The sequence below is a fragment of the Microcoleus sp. B6-A1 genome (assembly GCF_036705085.1).
In the GTDB taxonomy this organism is placed as follows: Bacteria; Cyanobacteriota; Cyanobacteriia; order Cyanobacteriales; family Microcoleaceae; genus Microcoleus.
Genome location: NZ_JAUBTU010000021.1, coordinates 19,515 through 39,183, shown reverse-complemented (window position 1 = coordinate 39,183; position 19,669 = coordinate 19,515). Strand labels below are relative to the sequence as shown.

Here is a 19,669-nt window from a genome sequence, read left to right as displayed (position 1 = left end):
CTAATAACTAATGACTAATAGGCGAATTTATCAAATAATCCTACTGATTGCGGGGCTGGGGCTGGTTTTGGAATTTGCCTCCCGGATGGCGGCAGAAATTCTCTGGTTTCAGGAAGTTGGATATCTTCAGGTTTTTCTCTTAAAGCTGAAAACTCAAGCGTTGCTGGGGACGATCGCAATTGCTGTTTCTTCTGTCTTTGTGCTCGGAAATTTGGCTTTAGCCCGCCGCCTGCAACATCCCGCAGAGGAAGAAAAATCGCCGATTGTGGGGGCGCTATTCGCTTCACTGGGGGCGAACAACACGGGGAAGAATACCGGGAAGAATTACGAAATACCTGTTGCTAAATCCCAAATTAGCTTGTCCTGGCTGCTTTTGGCAGTATTCGGATTGAGTTCGATCGCAACTTTTATAGTAATTCACTGCGGGCTGTTAGCTGCAAACAGCCTCACCTATTTGGGTATAGCTGACAATTTACCTGCGTCGCCCGTGCAGTTGGGAATTGAGTCAATCCAACAAATAGGGGTGCAGCTATTTTCTCGCTGGTGGCAGTTAGGCTTGCTTCTGGTGACAATGTTAGCGGTGGTAATTAAGCCGGATTTTTGGCTGCGGGCGATCGCCCTTTTTCTCAGTTTGGCGATCGGGCTGATTGCCACCAGTCGCTGGACAAATGTTTTACAATATTTTCACCCTACTAATTTTAACACAACCGACCCTCTTTTTAATCAAAATATTAGCTTTTATGTATTTATTTTGCCAATCTTAGATTTGCTAGGCTTGTGGCTGACAGTTGTATTTTTGTACAGTTTAGTATCTTGTGCTTTAACATATTTGCTGTCGGGAAATAGCCTGAGTCAAGGGATATTTTTGGGGTTTTCTCGATCGCAGCAGCGGCACTTGTACGGGTTGGGTGCAGCTTCCATGCTAGCCGTTGCATTCCGCTACTGGTTGGGGCGCTACTCATTGCTGTATTCGCGGGGAGACGTTACTTACGGGGCGAATTATGCTGACGTGACGGTGCGGCTGCCCTTCTATGGATTTTTGAGTATTTTGGCGGGGGCGATCGCAGTTTTGATGCTGTGCCAGGTTTACCAATTCAAAATTAAAAATGAACTCATAAAAAAGATTATTGTAGCGTGGCTAACTTTAATTTTTTTGGGAGGTTGGCTGCTGCCACAAATTGTGCAGCAACTTCTAGTTAGACCAAACGAACTAGCACGAGAAAAACCGTACCTCAAGCGCAGCATTGCCTTTACTCAAGAAGCCTTTGACCTCAACAATATAGAAATAAAAACTTTCGATCCCGCCGGAAAACTTACTTATGCCGACTTAGAAAAAAATCAACTTACTATTAGCAACATCCGGCTGTGGGACAAGCGACCGCTGCTGCAAACTACCCGACAGTTACAGCAAATCCGACCCTATTATACATTTCCTGATGCCGATATCGAGCGCTACACAATCAAAAATGAAAAAGCCAAAAAGGGAGATTCTGAAAGCCAACAAGTGTTTCTGGCAGCGCGGGAATTAGATTACACGGCAGTTGCCCCCGAAGCTCAAACTTGGGTGAACAAACACCTGGTTTACACCCACGGTTACGGCTTTACTCTTTCTCCGGTAAATACAGTCGGTGTCGGCGGTTTACCAGATTATTTTGTCAAAGATATTGGAGTGGCAGCCCAGAAAGGAGAGACTGCTTTGGAAGTCACTAGCGATCGAATTCGGGCCAGTATTCCGATCGGCTACCCGCGAATTTACTACGGCGAAATCACCGATACAGAAGCGATGGCGCCGACAAAAGTCAAAGAATTCGATTATCCCAGCGGCGAAGACAATGTTTACAATACTTACAGCGGTAGGGGCGGAATTGCGATCGGTTCTATGTGGCGGCGCTGGCTGTTTGCTAATTATCTCAAAAATTGGCAAATGGCACTGACGCGCAATTTTACGCCAGAAACTAAATTGCTGTACCGTCGAAATATTAATAAAAGAGTCCGGGCGATAGCTCCTTTTTTGCGCTACGATTCTGACCCGTATTTAGTAGTAGCGAACGCCAATCTTAGCAATGATGATATAGAAAAAGAAAAAGATGAAAATGGCAACGAGATTAAACCTTCACCCTCGGCCACTGATAAATCTCCCAACTATCTTTACTGGATTATCGATGCCTATACAGCGAGCGATCGCTATCCGTATTCTGACCCCGGAAATCATGAGTTTAACTACATCCGCAACTCCGTTAAAGTAGTGATTGATGCCTACAACGGGTCTGTTGACTTCTACGTTGCCAATCCCTCCGATCCGATTATTAACAGTTGGATGGCTATCTTTCCCGGACTCTTCAAACCCCTTGACAAAATGCCTCCGGCTCTCCGCAAACATATCAGATATCCTGTAGATTTGCTGAGCATTCAATCAGAACGCTTGCTAACTTATCATATGGAAGACCCGCAAGTATTTTACAATCGGGAGGATTTGTGGCGAGTTCCCAATGAAATTTATGGCAGCGAACAGCAGCCCGTATCACCCTATTATTTGATTATGAAGCTGCCAACTGAAAAAGCCGAAGAATTTATTTTGCTGCTGCCATTTACACCAGTAAGTCGCAACAATTTAATTGCTTGGATTGCCGGGCGATCGGATGGTAGCGAGTACGGAAAATTGCTGCTGTATTTATTCCCCAAACAGCGATTAGTTTACGGCCCCGAACAAATAGAAGCTTTAATTAACCAAGATCCAGTTATTTCCGAACAAATATCTCTCTGGAATCGCCAGGGTTCAAAAGCCATTCAAGGAAACTTATTAGTAATTCCCCTAGAACAATCTTTACTGTATGTGGAACCTCTTTACTTAGAAGCCGAACGCAATAGTTTGCCAACTTTAATCAGAGTTATTGCTGCCTACGAAAACCGCATCGTCATGGCCGAAAGTCTTGACTTGGCACTCAAGGCACTTTTTGAGCAACGATCTACTAATAAACCGGTCATTATTCGACCTGTGGAAGGAACAGCACCAGCTTTAAATAGTGAATGATATCAATTCCGGTTGCACTCATCATGATTGTTGACTGTTGACTGTTGACTGTTGACTGCTGGCTGTTGGCTGTAGAAGGAGGGGTCGAAAAACTGAATAGTTGAGTGTTAAGTCTTGACTCGATTTTATTATTCCGATGCAACCGGAAACGATATCAAATCCGCGCTTCATCGTCGCGCGTAAAGTCGAATCAAGCTGCCAACAAATAATTCGCGCAATTTTCATTTTTTTGACTCACAGTCAACAGTCAACAGTCAACAGTCAACAATCCCGGACGATGCTACCGGAAACGATATAAATTACTGCGATTTCTGTTCGCTAGCAGCCTTAATATCCTGCCACCAAACATCGACATAGGGCCACATCAATCTCTCGTCTCCTCCAGAATCTAGTTTCACTGTCACCTCATAACGGTCAATATGGGTGAGTTCGCCAGTTTTGCCATTCAAATACAATTGTTTGGGATTGTCGGTGATAATTTCTACCCTTTGATTCAACAGCGGCAGCATCTGGGTAGAAGAACCCTGAAACGGATTGTTGCCTTTGATCGCATAGCTGCCAATCAAAGATAAGTACATTAAAGCTAGGAAAAATACCGTCAATAAGCCCACAATTACCAGTGTTTTTTGTTGTGAAAAACTGGTATCAACGCTCGCATATCCTACGCACATAGTTCCAAAAAACAACAAATTTGGCAGGTACAGCCCATCTTCCAGAAACACGCTACCAAAAAGCATCAGGGCTACCTGAAAACCAAATAATGCAGCCACCCAACTCCAGCCAGTTAGCAATGATGCAGATAGTAGCCAATTCATTGCTAGAGTAAGGGCGATCGCCATTGCTATTGCCCCAAGCGGTGCTGCATAATCGTATTGTCTGAAGGGAAGAAGAACAAAAAATACTAAAGCATACGCAAAACCGGCAACAGCCAGTGCTAATCCACTAATTATTTGGTTCCCGTTCAGCATGGCGAGGAATTTTTAGAACACTAAAGTGGAGCGTTCATCTTCTGTTGTGATAGTAGCCGTTGACAATTGCCAGCGGACTAAGGCCAGAAATTCTAACCGTAGGGTGCGCCACGAGCAGCTTACCGCTATATTTAGGGGAGCGAACCGATTTGTTAACCAAGCGTGCTATCCCAGTTTCCGAAGGCAGAAGTCAGCCGGATCTGAAGGTAGAATTTTCAGAAAACCAGATTATTTAGGGTCGATCGACTTAACAAATTGTTGCACAGGCTGTGGTAGAGCCGGCACAAAAGTCTTTCTAAAACCCCTAACATCGAACACTCGCCACAAAATACCTACCGCTACCGTCAAGAAAAATAACGCTCCCAAAAAATTGAACACAGTAGACAGAAAACCGCTGTCCCTTTTTTTCGGAGGTGTAATATGTTTCATGCGATATACAGCCGGCTCGTAATCTCTCGACTCCTCGCGATTGCGGGGCGGCGTTTTGGGGCGCGAACTCGCACTGCGCTTCTGAGTCAAACCCGTTTTATTAGTTTTAGTAAAACTGCTGGGCGACTTTAGCTCAGAAGCGCCGCGGGTTCCCGTTAACTTGCTAGCAGAAGCCCCCGTTTGGCCAACAGCAGCATCCTGAATTCTGCTGTTAGGGCGCTGAGTCGATTTGCGTTCGGCGAGGGTACGCATCAAAGTTTGCAATTGCTGAGTCGCCGCCGGCGGGCGTTCCCCTTTCCTCGCCCAATTTAACAGCATCGCCCCGGTAATCCCGCAGAGATTCGTAGCGCCTACAGAAGCCAGCCGCTTCAGCAGAGGCTGGCTGTTGGACACAAAAATCACCAATGCCTCCGGGTGTTCCTGAGCCAAACCGTAAACGCACTGAGCCGTCGCCACTACCAGCATTGCTGGCTTGCTTTGATTTTTGATCGAAGGTTCGAGAGCTCGGTGTGTTTCCTGAGCGTCAGTTGCAATCCAACCGCTGTCGGCAAAAAATCGCATAAACTCTCTAGCTACTTGCTCTTGAGCTTTTTCCACCGCTTGCCCTGTCAGACGATCTATTTCGTCGTACACTACTTCCGGGATATAGCAAGTTCCCACCTTGGAATATTCTTGCCACACTTGGGTTCTGCCCGTCATTAAAACATCTGCATCAAAAGTTACCAATACAGGAGGAAGTTGATTAGCCATGACTTTATCCTATAGGCTCAGATAAGTTATTTAAACTTAATTGATCAAGTTTAAACAAATTTTGGGTTATAAAAAAATCAACTTTTGGTAATAGATAAATTGCCCCGGGCGGGGCTCTTAATTGGAAATTAGTAGTTAGGAACCCGATCGCCCTTCAGTTCTCAGTTCGATCGCTCAATTCCTAGATTCCACTAATTTACCGCAACCCAAGAGCCTATTACCAAAGATGCCCGACTACTGCTAGTTCCCGATTCCCAGACGGCCAGCCAAAGCCGGAGTCAAAGGCAACAGGGCAGCAATCATCAAGAACAAAGCTAGCAAACCCAAAGCCGCGCGAGCGTCGTCAGGCTCAGTCAGCTCGTTGAGGCTCGGTCGCTCCAGATTCCGCTGTAAAATCAGAATCACGATCGCCCAATACAGAGCCAAAGGATTAACTAAAGAAACGATGGCCAGCACCACAAAAGTCGCCAAAGTAGTGCGGCTGGCTATTTTCCGACCGTAGATGGCTTGCACGATTCTACCCCCGTCCAACTGTCCCGCCGGCATCAAATTAATTGCCGTTATTACCAAGCCCAACCAACCGATAACTACCAGCGGGTGAACGTCAACAATCTGCTGCTGCAACGCCGAACCCAAAACCACTTTTGCCAAAGTTCCCACCAAAACCGAGCCCTTGAAAAATTCTGCGGGAATTTGAAACAAACTGCCGGGGTGAGACAGCAGCAAACCCGTTACCAGCATTAGCACAGAAACTATTCCCCCAGCCGCTGACCCGGCAAAAGCGATGTCAAACAAAACTTTACGGTTGGGCAGCAGCGACTCAAAACGGTCGATCGCTCCAAAACAACCTATCTGCAAAGTTGGTATAAAAAATGGCCAACTCAAACCAACCTTGTACCGATTTGCCAGCACTCTGCGAGCAATTTCCCCAGACCCTAAAACCGCCCAAATTCCGGCTGCAATTGGCAAAACTTCTAGATATCTAGTCGGCGAGTTAAAGAAATCGAAACTTAGCAGCAAACCGCCTGTCTCTAAGCTAGTAGCAATTGTTGCCAGCAGCAGGACGACTGCTAGGATTTTTTGAGACACGGTTGTGGGCTGCGGGTCGTTGGTGCTGGGCAAGATAATAACTACGGGCTTGTCGTCCTGATTTTCTACTAAAAATAGGCGGTAGCGATCGTTTAATCTTTCTTCCAAACTTGCCGTCAAACGTGAGTGTACTTGTTCTGGGTCTCCTCGGAGATTGCCTTTCAAGATTACCCCATCTTGATAGGGAATCGTTTCTGTGGCAAAGAAAGTATCAATTCCAAAGATGCCTTTAATTGCCTTGAGGTCTTCCACTGGAACGGGAATTATTTCTGATTCATTATTCGCAGGCGACGAGGTGACGATCTTAATGGTTTCTGGGCCTGGTGGTCGCTGCGACTCAGGGACCGAGAAAGCATCGCTTTGGGACTTTACCTCAGCAGCATCCGGCCGTGGCAGCACTGTATCAGATGCAGCCTTACGCAATTGCCGGCCCAGATAAATGTATAATCCCGTGGATGCCACCAGCAGCAACAATACCGCCACTAGATTGAGGTAAATTCCGGCGGCGAACAAACCAAAGAACAGCAGCCAGGGACTCATCAGCGCAACAGACTGCAACCAAGCCAAAATTCCCAGTTTGCCAAAAGGTCTGGCGCGATAAAATCCCCAACCCAGAATTCCCAGAGCAACCAATACGAGCGCAATTGTTGCCGTATTTTCCGATGCAACTATAGGCATTCCGGTTGCTTGCGCCAATAGGGGCTTTAATCGGTCGATCGCGCTGCGGTCGAGTAATAGCATTAAATTTTGGGGAATATGAAATAGAGTTGTTGGGAACATATCCAAACCTATCGGAAACTAGCCTGATTACTAAGGATAACCTCTGAGGGCTACTCGGCCCACAACCGGCTGCTGGTGCTATTTGAACATCGCAGGAGCTAGGCTATTGACACAATAGACTTTTTATGATACCACATCGGATGTGGCAAACATATACTCAGAAGGGTAGCAGTGTCGATCGGCCAGAAGCAGGAAGATTCGCCCAGTTTGGCCGGTGGGGCTTTTGCTTCGGATTTGTTTGGGATTCGGGCATCCGAAACAAATCCGAAGCAAATAATATCTCAGCGCCTCTTTCCTTGGCGGTAAAAAAGTGCTGCAACCCTTGATATTATTGAATTTGTGTAACGGGTACGGCAGGACTTGAACCTGCGGCTCGCTGCTTAGAAGGCAGGGGTGTCAATTTATTCTATCTCTTTCTACGTAAGCTTCTTAGTTTTTTGTCATGCAAAATGCGAAACAAATGCGAAACAAATGCGAAACAATTTGGTACTGTAGGTGTGCAGGGTTAATGACCTAACCATGAAAGTAAACAAATCTCAGCGTCGGAAAAATGGGACTGTAGGGGTGATGGTAAGCCGAGGTATGCTACGCCTTCATTTACCTCGCGAGCTTTACGGAGGTAAAAATAAGTTTGTGTGCATGGGTCTGCCGGATACTTTGGAGAACCGGGCGATCGCAGAATGCAAGGCTAAGCAGATTGAGCTTGACATCCTGACAGGGATATTTGACCCAAATGATTTAAGCAAATACAAGCCTGTCCAACCCCACAAACACAGCAGTAATCTGGTACAGGCTAAATTTGGGGCAACAAGTCTGACGCTGCAAGAGTTGTGGGGCAAATATTTAAACTACAAGCAGGGTGCACTCAAGCCAAAGTCTTTGCACTACTTGCAGACTACGTTGGGGCGACACATAGCCAAGTGTCCTTCGGATATTCTGCAAGCGCTAGAAGTTCGCGAAGTCCTTTTAGGGACAACGACGGGGGACATGACTAAGCGCATTCTCACCCACTTAAATGCTGCTGTTGATTGGGGTATTAAGCACAGGTTAATTACTTTGCCTGTCAGTCCCTACAAAGATATGGCTAATGATTTACCTAAGTACAACTGGCAGAATGACCCCACTCCTAATGCTTTTATCACTGAAGAAAAGTTGCTGGTGCTACAAGCTTTTGAGTCTCACACAAATAAGCCCGGACACTGTTACAACATATACTACCCATTAGTAAAATTTTGGTTTTTAACGGGTTGCCGTCCTAGCGAAGCTATTGGCTTGACTTGGGGGAATATCTCGCCAGACTGTTCTTACGTTTTGTTCAACGGCAGTATTCAGTTCATCGAGGGGAAAGCTGTTGAGAGTAAGGGCAGTAAAAATAACAAACACCGAAAATTCCCTTGCAATAATGAGTTGAAAGAGTTTTTAGTGTCAATTAGACCGCAACAGTTTGACTCTAAAGAATTGGTTTTTTCTTCTCCAACCGGGGAGGCAATCAACTACAGCAATTTTTCTCAAAGAGCTTGGCACAAGATAGTTGTACCTATCACTGACAAGACACGGGAACCTGGTTACAAGCCTACTACTCCATATTCTTGTCGGGATACTTTTATTAGCGAACAATTGGCGCAAGGTATCCCATCTGCGGTAATTGCTCGTTGGTGTGATACGTCGGAAAGTATTATTAATTCCCACTATTTAGATAACAAAGTATTGGAGCATTTACGCCCGCTTTGATGCTGTTAGGATGTTGATTCTAGGGGCAACTTTTGCGACATAAAACTTTACACTTCCTGTGTTGACAAGGAAGTGGAAGTCTGCAATCGTGAGTAACTAAGGAAGATTGATGCGCGGTTGACGAGCACTTGCAATGCTAGCCAAACCACGACTTCCCCAAACCGTTACATCACAACGTTTGGAGCCTATAAATTATGCCACTTTCAGCCGATTGTCCTAACGGACGATCGCAACTCTTAATGTTTCCCCGTCGCGAGTTATTGCAGAAAATCGCATCGGCCGCTTTGCTGTTTTTTGTGCCACGTTCTCAGTCAGGTTTTGAAAACCCCAAGAAATATCCGGCCCCGAAATTCTGCATCGGCAACAAAGTCGCTGACCACTGGACTGATGAACTTAACCAGGACTCTATTGAGTACGGCGAAGTGCTTGGTATCTGCTGGCATCCTTACGAACAAGATTGGACTTACCTAATCAGTTGGACAAGTGGGGAGATGCCGGATTCTTCCTATCCCTGTTTTGACGAGCACTTGACTGTTGGCGGTGATTTGAGGCTTGTCAGCCATGACTAAACCTACCGTCAGCTACCGTCGCATTGACCAATTAAAGGCGATCGCCTTTGACCGTGGCTTCACCAATGAAGACGCCAGACAGTTTGGAAAACTCAGCAAAACTGCTACATGGGAAGCGCTGCTAGAACTGTACCTCGTTGATGGTGAATCGCTTGACACAGTGAACGTAGACACTGTAGACACAATGCTAGACAACACACTAGACAGTGTAGACACAACGCCTAAACCGCTTGACACTCAATGTGTAGACAGTGTAGACACCCTAGATTGGACTAACGACGGTTCGTTCCCTGTTTGCGGTTTCACCCGCCAAAATTCCACATTTTTAGACTGGGTTGATTTAGGGCAACTCATTGCACTTGTACTCGCATCGGCGGGGGTGTTTGTGGTGGCTATGAATTTGTGGCGACAAATCAATCCTCTCAATCTATTGCCTTCCCCAGTTCGCATCAACATTCAAATCGGGACAAAATTATGAGCTTACAACTACGCCTTTTTGGCGGCAATTCTGATGCTGGAAAACTCACTGCCAGCAACGACGGCGGACACGCTATTGACAAATCAAAAGTTCTGGCAAGCACTGACGCAAGCGTCATCACCCCGCTAAATCCTGGTAATTTTTCCAGCATCCGTAGTGTTCCAGTTGTGCCAGCACCGCGCTACTTTACCAAAGAAGAAGCGGACGCCGTGAAGGATTTAGCAAAAGAGAAAACAGACGGTGCAAAGCAGTCTAAGCGCGCCTATGAAGCACTGGCAAAAGTTGAAGAAGCCGATGCTAAGGTTCACCGTCATCACCGCAAATATGAAGGTGCTGTGGCTGATAACGAACTGAGTAAAAAGCGCTCAGACACTCGACTGGCTAAGCACTTGCACAGCTTGCGTCCTGGTTATGCGCGACTGGGGTTAGGGATTGATAAAGCTGACAGCGATGCCCGTACTCGGATTGATGAAATTAAAGCCAAGCTGACGGCGGGGGCGAACTAATGGAAAGGCAAAAACCTGGATCACATTTTTGCGAAGTACACAACCGGATGACTGAGCACGATTGGTACTCCGATGTGACCTTTGTAGACTTGCTGAACTGTGACGGACAAGAAGCGGAGGACGCTTTGCAGGATTCACGCAGCTATTTTAACTGTAGTGAGTGTGAGGAGCTTGATAACTACTGTAAGTCACTGTCTGCTACTGAGGGGGGCGATTAATGAAAGCGATGTACTTGGCAAATTATTTTGTCGCCGGGTGCATCGCTTCCTCCCTTCTGGGATGGATAGCGAGCTTGCATCCGATGGCAATGAAAGCGGTTTTATTCCTGTTAGCAGCAATTGCAATTGCTTGGGGGTTGAGTTGGTTGCTTGACTATTCCCTGAGTAAGTTGATTAAGATTTCAGTGGCTGACTTACAGGCAGTTTTAATCGGCGGTTTGGCGATGCTGCTGATTGGTTTGGGGGTGTTTTTATGCAGCTAAAACTGTTTGTATTGAGTGCGTCCTCTGTCGTGCTGTGGTTGGTTCCACTAGCAGCACTAGACAAAAAGCTGGACACTCACAAAGCGGTGCAAGGTGTTAGTTTGTGTGCTGCAATTGCTTGTGCAGTATCGGCGGGTAATATCGCTCGCAAACTGGCTGAGCAGGGTGAGATAGAGGCAATTAAAGAGCGGGCAATCACCGCCGATGTGGTGGATGAAATCTCGACTAGCGTATACATTTCTCAGAAACAAAGGCAACAGGAAGCAGAACAAATTCTGGCAACAAACGAACGAACCGACGAACAAGAGGCAGAACTCGATTCGATAAGAGAATCACTAGAACTGCTACTGAATCAGACATCGAGCGATTCTAGCGAACTCGCAGTAGTGAATTTATCCACTAGGCAGCGCGAACAAATCGAACTGATTCTGCAATGTCACGCGAAGGGCATCACCGGCAAGAATAAAATCCTTAAAGAAGTTTGGGGAGTGTCAGCCGGTAGTAGCCAAGCTTACCGGGATGCGAAGGCAGAGTATGAATTTCTGTTGCCGTTTGTTAAGGGTGAGGAGGGGTAGCACAAAAAAGTACCAAAAAACAGTAGTGAGGAATAAAAGTTAAAACCTATAGGTTTCGATTTTCGGTATGTGGCAAAACCAGGGAGAAAACACAATCTCCCCATTCTCCAAAGTATAGCGCTCAAACCCTTGCTGTACAAGGTTTTCTACGGCGGAAACTCATATAAGTTTCCGTAAATACGAGATTATACGAGGCTAGCGCTAGCAGAACGAGACTTGCCCAAAGCGCTGCATATTCTCCGTGCATAGAGAAAGGCGAAACCTATAGGTTTGTAACTTAACCAGTTCAATTAAGAATCTCCCAGAACCCGCATTCTGACGTGTGCGACGCGATTCAACAAAATGCGACACCTATAGGTGTGTGATTTGGAGAAATCTAATAAAATGCAGTCAATAAGCGTGCTTAATGAAAATGGAACCTTATAAGGTTCCTGCACAACCGAGTTAACTAAAATCCGTGCTCTCAATCCCGTCCATCGCCTAAAATAATCACATGGAGAACACCCCCCTACTAACGCCACGAGAGATTTTAGAGGAACGCCGAATTTGGCGTTGGTGGTTGCGCTGGTTTGTTAAGTACAACGCCAGATTTAATCCCCAAAGAATTTGTGCGCTTGTGACCAGTTATCTGACATGGGCAAAACTTCTGGCGAAGGCGGCATTTTTAAAGGAGCAAGCTCAACGGCTTAAAGCCTTAGTCCTCATCCCTAAGTTTTGTAAAGGCTTAACCGGTGTCTCACGTACCGACAGCTTAATCGCACCCCTAGTCAACTAGCGGGGCGGTACCTCCTATGCCTTGAATTTTCCAAAAATTGTAAACACCAAAAAACCGCTGCTCTCGATTGGTATCCGAACTGCAACGGTTTTGAGGCTTATCCACATTCAACTCGTCTTGGGGCGAGCTAATTTTCATGTACGACAATTCTACTCCGATCGGCGGTAAAGTTTCAAGCACCGCAAAATATCTGATCGAATGGTGCGAGGATTCAAAGGTAGCGGAGGCGATCGCGAAACAGAACATAGAATCGCTATCCGTCAAAGAATTTAACGAGCGCGTCCGTCCGAAGGAACCTATAAAAACTGGTGGCTGGTGGAGTCGCGGCGTTCAGTGGAGAACTGGGGAACCCGCAGGCAATTGGTGTGGACAAGGCAAACCGGACAAACCACATCAACCAGAAGGTTCTAAACCGCGCAAATACCTCACAGGTAGCGGCATGGAACCCGACGCAATCTTCCTGGCCATGCCCGACAAAGATTACTGGGCAAAAGTTCACGCCGACAAATCGATCGCCCGTCACTGGACAGAGGGAGTTAAAAAGGCAGGCGCGGGGCTCAGTTTGGGCTTAGCTGTTATAGCTCTAACTGGTGTCTGGAACTGGGGGAAGGATGGAAAACTTGCAAAATTTGTTCAAGAGTGGGCGCAGCCGGGAACTACTCATTACATTGACTTTGACTCCGACTATGCCGCTAACCCATCTTGTCGTGCAGCGATCGTAAAATTTGCAACTTTACTGATTGAGAATGGATGCACCGTCCACATCACCTGCTGGGATACCAAGTTCAAAGGGATGGACGATCTGATTGTGGGCAAAAGTGAAAAGGCATTTTTAGATGCTGTAGCGATCGCCCCAACTTTTGCAGAATGGGAAAAAACAACCTCAAATGTTGTCCGCCCCTCTCAGTTTCAAGTCCCTCCCATATCTGAACTAGGGGAAGAGCTTGATGAACTGCTAGACTCTGACCTCAAAAAATCTCAGCTACGACTTAAAATTTCTGAGCTTGCCCAAAAGTATCGGGTCAATTCTGCTGAAGTCTGGAAAATTTACCGCGAAAAAGAAGAAGAATTAGAGCAAGTAGTAGATCGAGAAGATACGGCGACAGATGTCGCCCAACTGCTTGCCTCAAAATCTGCAACCTTAGATTTAACGGCGATTTTACCTTCAGAGCTAGCAGAAGGAATTACAAGACTGGCACGAACTCTCAACATTAAACCTGAGTGCTACGCTCTAGTTCTTTTGACTCAAGTCTCGACGCTGCTAAAACCGGGTACTCGCACAATGCTTTATCCTCAAACTAATTTCAGGGTATGCCCTAACTTTTTCGCTGCGATGATTGCTGAGAGTTCACAGAAAAAAACCCCGATAATCCGGGCAATTATTACCGACCCGATGGAAAAGTTAAACGAGATAAGCCGGAAAGCATTCGATGAAGCTCAAGCAAATTATGAGGAAGATTTAAACGCTTGGAAAGCTAACAAGGATGAAGATAAAGGGCCTAAACCTCAAGAGCCAGCAAGAAAGGTTTACTACATAACCGCTGCTACGGGTGAGAGCATCCCCAAGCAAGCGGCAAGGAGACCCGACCAAGCTTTATTGTGGGTAGCCGATGAACTAGCGGGAATGCTGAAGTCCCCAAACCAATACCGGGGTGGTAAAGGTAGCGATGAAGAAAATCTTCTTGAGTATTGGAGCGGTGGCGGTGCTGCGGTGCTGCGAGCCGATGGTTTGGCGGTTGATGCTCCCCATGTCGGGCTTTCAATCTTTGGTAACATCCAGCCAAAAGTTCTGGCACAGTTCTTAGGGGACGGCAGCGACGATAACGGAAAATTTGCAAGATTTGAACTGATCCAACAACCGCTAGCTGCTACAGAATTATTTGAGGATGCGCCCACAGTAGATTTAACTCCGATGCTATCAGGACTTTACGGACATCTAGATATACTCCCACCCCAAAATTTCAGGCTAGATGCAGCGGCCCGAAAACTTTTCATTGCTTACTACAACAAGTGCGAACGTGATCGGGTAGAAAGTCTCAAACAAGGGATGCGGGCAATGCTAGGGAAAGCACCCGAAAAAGTCGGGAAGATTGCAACCATACTGCACGCTATCCACAGCGCGTTTAAAGGTGGTGAAATTTCACAAAATATTCCTGCTGAAATTGTTCGGGCTGCGATTCATTTTGTGAAATACACGACCGACCAAGCATTGAGCGTAAATCTAGATATTTGCGCATCATCGGCGCTCGCCCCTAACTTGGCAAAAATTGTTTCTCTCGCAGAGCGCAACGGCGGCACAACTACCGGGGCAAAAATTGCAAAATCTTACAACGCCAAACTCCGACCCGATAGCCAAAAAATACGGGAATGGTTAGATCAACTAGCAGAGTTGAAATACGGCGAGGTTACATCAAACGGCCGAAATATTTCATTTACCTTAAGTCCCCGTCCCCATTCGTCCCCTTTGCCCTCAAAACCTTACACAGAGACCGTTGAAAGCGTCCCCATTACCTCTATAACCGAGTCCCCTAAGTCCCCATTGAAAGCCACCAATGGGGACGAATGGGGACGCAATGGGGACGCGCGAGTCCCCATACTCGAATCCTTACCTGACAAGGCTTTGAGTACCAAAGGGGACTATGGGGACTCAAAAAACCAGTTTTCGGAAAATTCAAGCTCCTTAATGCTGAGCTGTACTACAGAACCCGCAGAATTTGCAGAACAAATCAGAAAGGCGATCACCAATTCCGATCACCCGCTCGCCGTTCAAATTGGCAAAACACTAAGACCTAAATTAGAACTCAGGAATCAAGTTAGGGCCGCGCTAACCTCTGAAGAGTTTGACAATTTCAGAGTGCTGGCAATTGCGGGGGTGATCAAAGGGACGCGGGTCAAATACATTGGCGCTTGCGAACAGTATCAAGGTATAGAGCTAATTGTTGACTTGATCGACCAATTCTCTGAGATTGCTTGTATCAAACCCGACGGCAGTTACACAACTTGGCTTGACCCCAAGGACTTGGAAGCCGCTGACTAACGGCTCAATCTCATCCCCCTTAATTGGGGGATTTTTGTGTCTACAAGTTTTGTCTACAAAATGTTGACAGTGTAGACAGATATCAGTTAGTGTAGACAAATAACGTATACAGGTGTCTACAATGAGTCAAAGTCAAGTCGTATCGTTCAGGGCTTCCGGTCACTTCCTGAACTGGATAGAAGCTCAGAGGCTAGATGGTGAGTCGGTGAGTCAAGCTGCACAACGCATTCTCAAGGAAATGTCAGGCACGTCTACAACGCTGTCTACACTGTCTACACTAGGTAACGATAATACCCCGTCTACAGTGTCTACAGATTTGTCTACACGAAGCAATGATAGCGTCGTGTCTACAAATATTGTAGACACTGTAGACAAGGCTGTAACCGATCGCCTTGACCCCGTGATGGAGCGGATGGCCGCCATTGAGGAACGGCTGGGAAATTGAGTGCCTGAGTGATGGCAACGATGAATCACTCAGGCAGGAATTGAAAGCGGCCAAGAAGCAGCTTGCAGAATGGGATAAGGAACTGAATGAGTTACACGAGCGCAACGGCGATTTGGGACTGAAGGTGCAGATGCTGGAGCAAGAACTCAAGGAAGCACGGCGCTCACGGGAAGCAAATAAAAAATCGGCTCCGACCGTGGCAGTTTTTCCAGAACCGGCTGACTTGCTCAACCAGTTGAAAGCGCAGCGCAAAAAATCCAGAGCGGACTTGGCAGATATGGAGGCGGTTTTGGAAATCTTGGACTCGGAGAGTTGACCCGTGCCTGCCGACAGGATGCCGGGATACCACCTGACCCAGATAGGCATTTTGTTTCGCATTTGTTGTGCGAAACAAAATGCGAAACAAATGCGAAACAAATGCACAACAAATAAGGTTTGAGCCGCTCTCTACTTTCGGTAAAGAACGGCTCAAAGCATTGATATTACTAGGTTTTGTTAACGGGTACGGCAGGACTTGAACCTGCGGCTCGCTGCTTAGAAGGCAGCTACTCTATCCAACTGAGTTACGCACCCAAGTCAAAAATCGCTAACAAGATTATTGTATCGGTGCAGTGTGCGATCGAGCAAGTAAATTATGTGATGACTTACGCATAAACCGCTTTAATATACAAAAATATGGCGTGCAGTGCGGTGATGCCGGAAAAAAAACCAAGATGATGAGAGTGCCTGTGCCTCCAAGAGTGTATCTGACAAAAGCTGGAGGGACTCACCTGCAAACAGGACAATTGTAAATTTACAATCAAAACTATAGCCTTTCGAGCTCTCATATGAGGTACGACTGGGCTCCGTGGCCTCCGTGGCCTCCGTGGCCTCCGTGGGCATAGTCCTCCGTGGGCATAGGGCATACCTCACCACGCTTGAGAACCGCTATAGGTAGGACGTGAACTCGGGTAAAGTATTTAGAGGTCGAGGTGAAACCCAGCTATTTGGTCGATCGGATATCTCTCCCAATTAAGACGGAACTAAGACAGCACAAGAGTCACAGGTGCTTTTTCCCAGATTTCTATTGGTTATGTTAACATCCCCTAGTGGCAAAGCCTAAAACGCTGACCGCATTACCGCAAAACCAGAGATCATCTCCTGATTTGAGGTAGGAGTTGAGCCAGAATAACGAAGTTGCTGATATTGAGTTATGTGGGCTAACATTCTGCTCGACTTGATATTTGATAAAAATGTGGTAGAACTAGGATTGAAAGACTCAGGTGAAAATCCCTGATGGTACGGAGCCTCTATATAAGCTTCCTCTACGGCATCAAAGCAAAACAGTCAATCGCCCGCTCGGCACGAGCGCGAAAATCAAGCGTTGCCAGTACAGCAGTCGTAAATTGTGCGCGGGGGACTTTCCTTCGTGCATTGATTTATACGCCAAGGCCGAGAGACAATCTCAGCTTAGATAATTGTTAACATTTGTTAGCAAAAAAGTATCGGAACGCTTGAGGAGAGAACCATCTCTGGGTGATCGGGAGCAATCCTGCTAATTTAAGTGGACTCGCTGAATCAAGAATCCCCTCGCCTTTAGGCATCGGGAGTGTCAAAAGCACAGCACCTCGGCCATGACAGGAGTCAAATCGCAGTGTCATGTTTATTCTGAAACGGCAGGATGTTGAAATAACCAATTTTCAACACCCAAAACGGGATCAACAAATTCCCATTCTCAATTATCAGGGGCAGACTTTTCGCCTGATCAGCGCCTTCAACGGCAAACAAGCAGAAGACGCCAGAGCCTTGTGGCGGGACTTAACCGACAACCGAGGCAAAGCCTGTGTTCTGCTAGAAGAGCCGGATAGATATAGCGTCTGGGGAAAAGTCCGTTTAGATCAGCTTGCCGGTGAAGAACCGGCAGGGAATGAAGCAGCCAAAGCACCACTGTTCGCGCAGGCTTGTCTGCTGCTCCTCCAAGCTGTTTACTTCGATGTAGAAGACCTCTTAGGCGCAAGGCAAGCCACATCGTTTCAGAAAGATATCGCCAAGGTATTTCAGCAGGGAAACTTCCCCCAGGCAGACTCCCCTGATGCGATAAAAAACTGGCTAACGGTTAGTCCTTTGCAAAATCACAAGGTGCCTCCTTGGCAAGAGCAGCATCTCAAGACCTTATTGCAAGAACTTCACCGTTTGGGTAAATCATATTTTGGCAATACGGACTTCGCTGAGGGAGTTAGCGATGTGCTGCAAGATATGCCAGCACCGGATCGGGCTCAGTTTCTAGATTGGCTGAAACAATCAGCCCTCAACAAGTTGTGGATCGCAGGATAGAAAATCTGTGACAATTGCTCAGACAATTGGGTCGAGATAATTCAGCTTAGATAATTGCACTGTAGGGGGTACGCGATATACAAGTTGGATTGCCAACTTGTATTGACAACCAAATTGTTGATTCGGTTTGGATGCCACCTATGGTCTGGCAATTTAACTAAGTTTCGATCGCACTCCCCACTCACAATCATTGATACGAGTGGGGAAGAGTGAAAGCAAAAAAACAGCTCCCTCAACCTTTGAGGGTATAATTTCAGAGATAGATTTGGTACTGTAAAAACCTTAATGGTGGAGACATCTACCGTATATCTATCATTATATTTCCGGGTACAAGATTGACTAACGACTAATTTATTGAATTAGTAAATAGAGATTATTCTTGCTTAGTCTTTCTATAGTGTACGAGGGCAAAAGTCCCGACGACACACTGAGGACGCCAGTTATCCCGGAAGCGTCAGAGCAAGGTTTTTTAATGTTTTTTGGCGAAAGAATCCTCATCTCCAATCAAAGATTGAGATGGGGTGCGTTCAACCGCTAGTTAGGTCTCGTGGAATCCCTATGAGTAGCACTTCAGAAAAGTCATCTACATCTTCATCTTTACTGTCAGCTCAGACCCTAGTGATTGTGGGCATTGTCTGGGCTGTCATGGCGCTGCTGTTCTTTTTGCTGTTCAGCGTCCCCCTCTCCGCAGAAGAGGGTTTACCTCTGTGGTACTCGATCGGCACTTATGTTTTTGAATGCGGAGCATACTTCGGAGCGGCTTTAGTCTGTTTTAGAAACTGGCAAAGCCCGCACATGGTCAGCGGGCGCAACGTCTGGCTGGGCATTGGTCTGGGGATGCTCTTCTATTTCATAGCAGGCGTGCTTTTCGGGATTTGGGAACTCTATTTCGAGTTAGACCCGGACGTATCTCCTGCCGATGCGTTTTATCTAGGCAGCTATGTGGTACTGATCGGGGGCATGGTTGTAGCTGTGACTTCCAAGCGGCTGAATCTAGAAATTTGGCAGTGGGCTTTGTTAGCCGGAATTGCAGCCTTGGGGATTGCTGTAGCTATCTGGGTTGCTGCACCTGACTCTTGGAGGGCACAGCTAGGAATGGCTCCGGGAGCCACTCAAGAAGTAGTGACAGAATCTGCACCAGCAACCGCTACCACAGGAAGAGCGCCTGCTTTGGACAATTCGTCCAAGATACAGCCAAAAGCAGCAGCGACTGATGCTGCATCCGCACCCGAAGAAGAAGAAGCAGAAGCCGAAATCAAAGCTCCGGCATGGGTGATGGCACTAGACAAGCAACTGGCGCCTCACAAAAATGCAATCAATTTGTTTTACATCGTCGGGGACGTTTTTCTGCTGATTATTGCTACTGCATTGCTGCTGGCGTTTTGGGGAGGACGTTTTTCCCAATCTTGGAGAATGATTGCGGCTGCAACTTTTTCGCTTTACATCGCAGATATGTACTTTAAATGGCGCGATACTCAGGCTGAGGGTAGTTATCAAAGTGGGAGTTTGCTGGAAGTCTTTTTTGTTTTCAGCGCCATCCTGTTCGGAATAGGAGCTATCTTGGAACATGACATCTCAACCCGTTCTCGCCAGAGCAGGCGCAGTCGTCGCGCAGCCTAGCGATTTGAGATTAGGGTTGCTTTGGCAAGCGATGGGGACGCGAAAGCTTTTTTGCCCTTGTCGGCATCTCTGAGCTTGAAATCGAAAATCAA

At 46.7% G+C, this 19,669-nt stretch carries 17 protein-coding genes and 1 tRNA gene; 13 read left to right on the top strand and 5 right to left on the bottom strand.

What is annotated here, in order from left to right; all coding sequences use genetic code 11:
* Window positions 1-10: 10 nt before the first annotated feature.
* Entirely contained in the window at window positions 11-3,031 is a 3,021-nt protein-coding gene (locus QUB11_RS10065) for a UPF0182 family protein (protein WP_333202574.1), read from the top strand.
* Between the two features lie 299 nt (window positions 3,032-3,330).
* On the opposite strand, the gene QUB11_RS10060 is transcribed toward QUB11_RS10065, so the two are convergent.
* The 3 genes from QUB11_RS10060 to QUB11_RS10050 form a co-directional block, all read right to left on the bottom strand.
* Complete coding sequence (locus QUB11_RS10060; RefSeq protein ID WP_333202572.1) at window positions 3,331-3,999, bottom strand: hypothetical protein; 669 nt, start codon at window positions 3,997-3,999, stop codon at window positions 3,331-3,333.
* 228 nt (window positions 4,000-4,227) lie between these two features.
* Complete coding sequence (locus QUB11_RS10055) at window positions 4,228-5,178, bottom strand: hypothetical protein (RefSeq protein WP_333202570.1); 951 nt, start codon at window positions 5,176-5,178, stop codon at window positions 4,228-4,230.
* A gap of 240 nt (window positions 5,179-5,418) precedes the next feature.
* A complete protein-coding gene (locus QUB11_RS10050) occupies window positions 5,419-6,945 on the bottom strand; it encodes a site-2 protease family protein (RefSeq protein ID WP_445300826.1) in 1,527 nt (508 codons plus the stop codon).
* Window positions 6,946-7,566: 621 nt separating this feature from the next.
* On the opposite strand from QUB11_RS10050, the gene QUB11_RS10045 reads away from it, so the two are divergent.
* From QUB11_RS10045 to QUB11_RS10015, 7 genes are all read left to right on the top strand, one after another.
* The gene (locus QUB11_RS10045; RefSeq protein ID WP_333202566.1) at window positions 7,567-8,778 is read left to right on the top strand and encodes a tyrosine-type recombinase/integrase; all 1,212 of its coding nucleotides are present in this window, start codon (window positions 7,567-7,569) and stop codon (window positions 8,776-8,778) included.
* Window positions 8,779-8,972: 194 nt separating this feature from the next.
* Window positions 8,973-9,347, top strand: coding sequence for a hypothetical protein (locus tag QUB11_RS10040; RefSeq protein WP_333202564.1), 375 nt, complete (start codon window positions 8,973-8,975; stop codon window positions 9,345-9,347).
* A complete protein-coding gene (locus QUB11_RS10035; RefSeq protein WP_333202562.1) occupies window positions 9,340-9,825 on the top strand; it encodes a hypothetical protein in 486 nt (161 codons plus the stop codon). Before QUB11_RS10040 ends, QUB11_RS10035 begins: the two co-directional genes overlap by 8 nt.
* Window positions 9,822-10,331, top strand: coding sequence for a hypothetical protein (locus tag QUB11_RS10030; RefSeq protein WP_333202560.1), 510 nt, complete (start codon window positions 9,822-9,824; stop codon window positions 10,329-10,331). The genes QUB11_RS10035 and QUB11_RS10030 overlap by 4 nt, the downstream gene beginning before the upstream one ends.
* 217 nt (window positions 10,332-10,548) lie before the next feature.
* Window positions 10,549-10,812 (top strand): hypothetical protein, encoded by a 264-nt coding sequence (locus QUB11_RS10025; protein ID WP_333202558.1) that lies wholly within the window; start codon window positions 10,549-10,551, stop codon window positions 10,810-10,812.
* Entirely contained in the window at window positions 10,803-11,387 is a 585-nt protein-coding gene (locus QUB11_RS10020; protein WP_333202556.1) for a hypothetical protein, read from the top strand. Before QUB11_RS10025 ends, QUB11_RS10020 begins: the two co-directional genes overlap by 10 nt.
* Window positions 11,388-11,880: 493 nt before the next feature.
* A complete protein-coding gene (locus QUB11_RS10015; RefSeq protein ID WP_333202554.1) occupies window positions 11,881-12,162 on the top strand; it encodes a hypothetical protein in 282 nt (93 codons plus the stop codon).
* Here the strand turns inward: QUB11_RS10015 and QUB11_RS10010 are convergent.
* The gene (locus QUB11_RS10010; protein ID WP_333390402.1) at window positions 12,151-12,300 is read right to left on the bottom strand and encodes a hypothetical protein; all 150 of its coding nucleotides are present in this window, start codon (window positions 12,298-12,300) and stop codon (window positions 12,151-12,153) included. The two genes, QUB11_RS10015 and QUB11_RS10010, sit on opposite strands and share 12 nt — an antisense overlap.
* Here QUB11_RS10010 and QUB11_RS10005 point away from each other — a divergent pair.
* The 3 genes from QUB11_RS10005 (at window position 12,299) to QUB11_RS09995 (ending at window position 15,960) form a co-directional block, all read left to right on the top strand.
* Entirely contained in the window at window positions 12,299-15,199 is a 2,901-nt protein-coding gene (locus tag QUB11_RS10005) for a DUF3987 domain-containing protein (protein WP_333202552.1), read from the top strand. The two genes, QUB11_RS10010 and QUB11_RS10005, sit on opposite strands and share 2 nt — an antisense overlap.
* 121 nt (window positions 15,200-15,320) lie before the next feature.
* Complete coding sequence (locus QUB11_RS10000; protein ID WP_333202550.1) at window positions 15,321-15,644, top strand: hypothetical protein; 324 nt, start codon at window positions 15,321-15,323, stop codon at window positions 15,642-15,644.
* The gene (locus QUB11_RS09995; protein ID WP_333202548.1) at window positions 15,622-15,960 is read left to right on the top strand and encodes a flagellar alpha dynein; all 339 of its coding nucleotides are present in this window, start codon (window positions 15,622-15,624) and stop codon (window positions 15,958-15,960) included. Before QUB11_RS10000 ends, QUB11_RS09995 begins: the two co-directional genes overlap by 23 nt.
* Window positions 15,961-16,143: 183 nt before the next feature.
* On the opposite strand, the gene QUB11_RS09990 is transcribed toward QUB11_RS09995, so the two are convergent.
* Window positions 16,144-16,217 (bottom strand) — tRNA-Arg (locus QUB11_RS09990).
* 1,065 nt (window positions 16,218-17,282) lie between these two features.
* Between QUB11_RS09990 and QUB11_RS09985 the strand changes: the two genes are divergently transcribed.
* Window positions 17,283-17,957, top strand: coding sequence for an Npun_F0813 family protein (locus tag QUB11_RS09985; RefSeq protein ID WP_333202546.1), 675 nt, complete (start codon window positions 17,283-17,285; stop codon window positions 17,955-17,957).
* 558 nt (window positions 17,958-18,515) lie between these two features.
* Window positions 18,516-19,577, top strand: coding sequence for a hypothetical protein (locus tag QUB11_RS09980; protein ID WP_333202544.1), 1,062 nt, complete (start codon window positions 18,516-18,518; stop codon window positions 19,575-19,577).
* Window positions 19,578-19,669 lie beyond the last annotated feature (92 nt).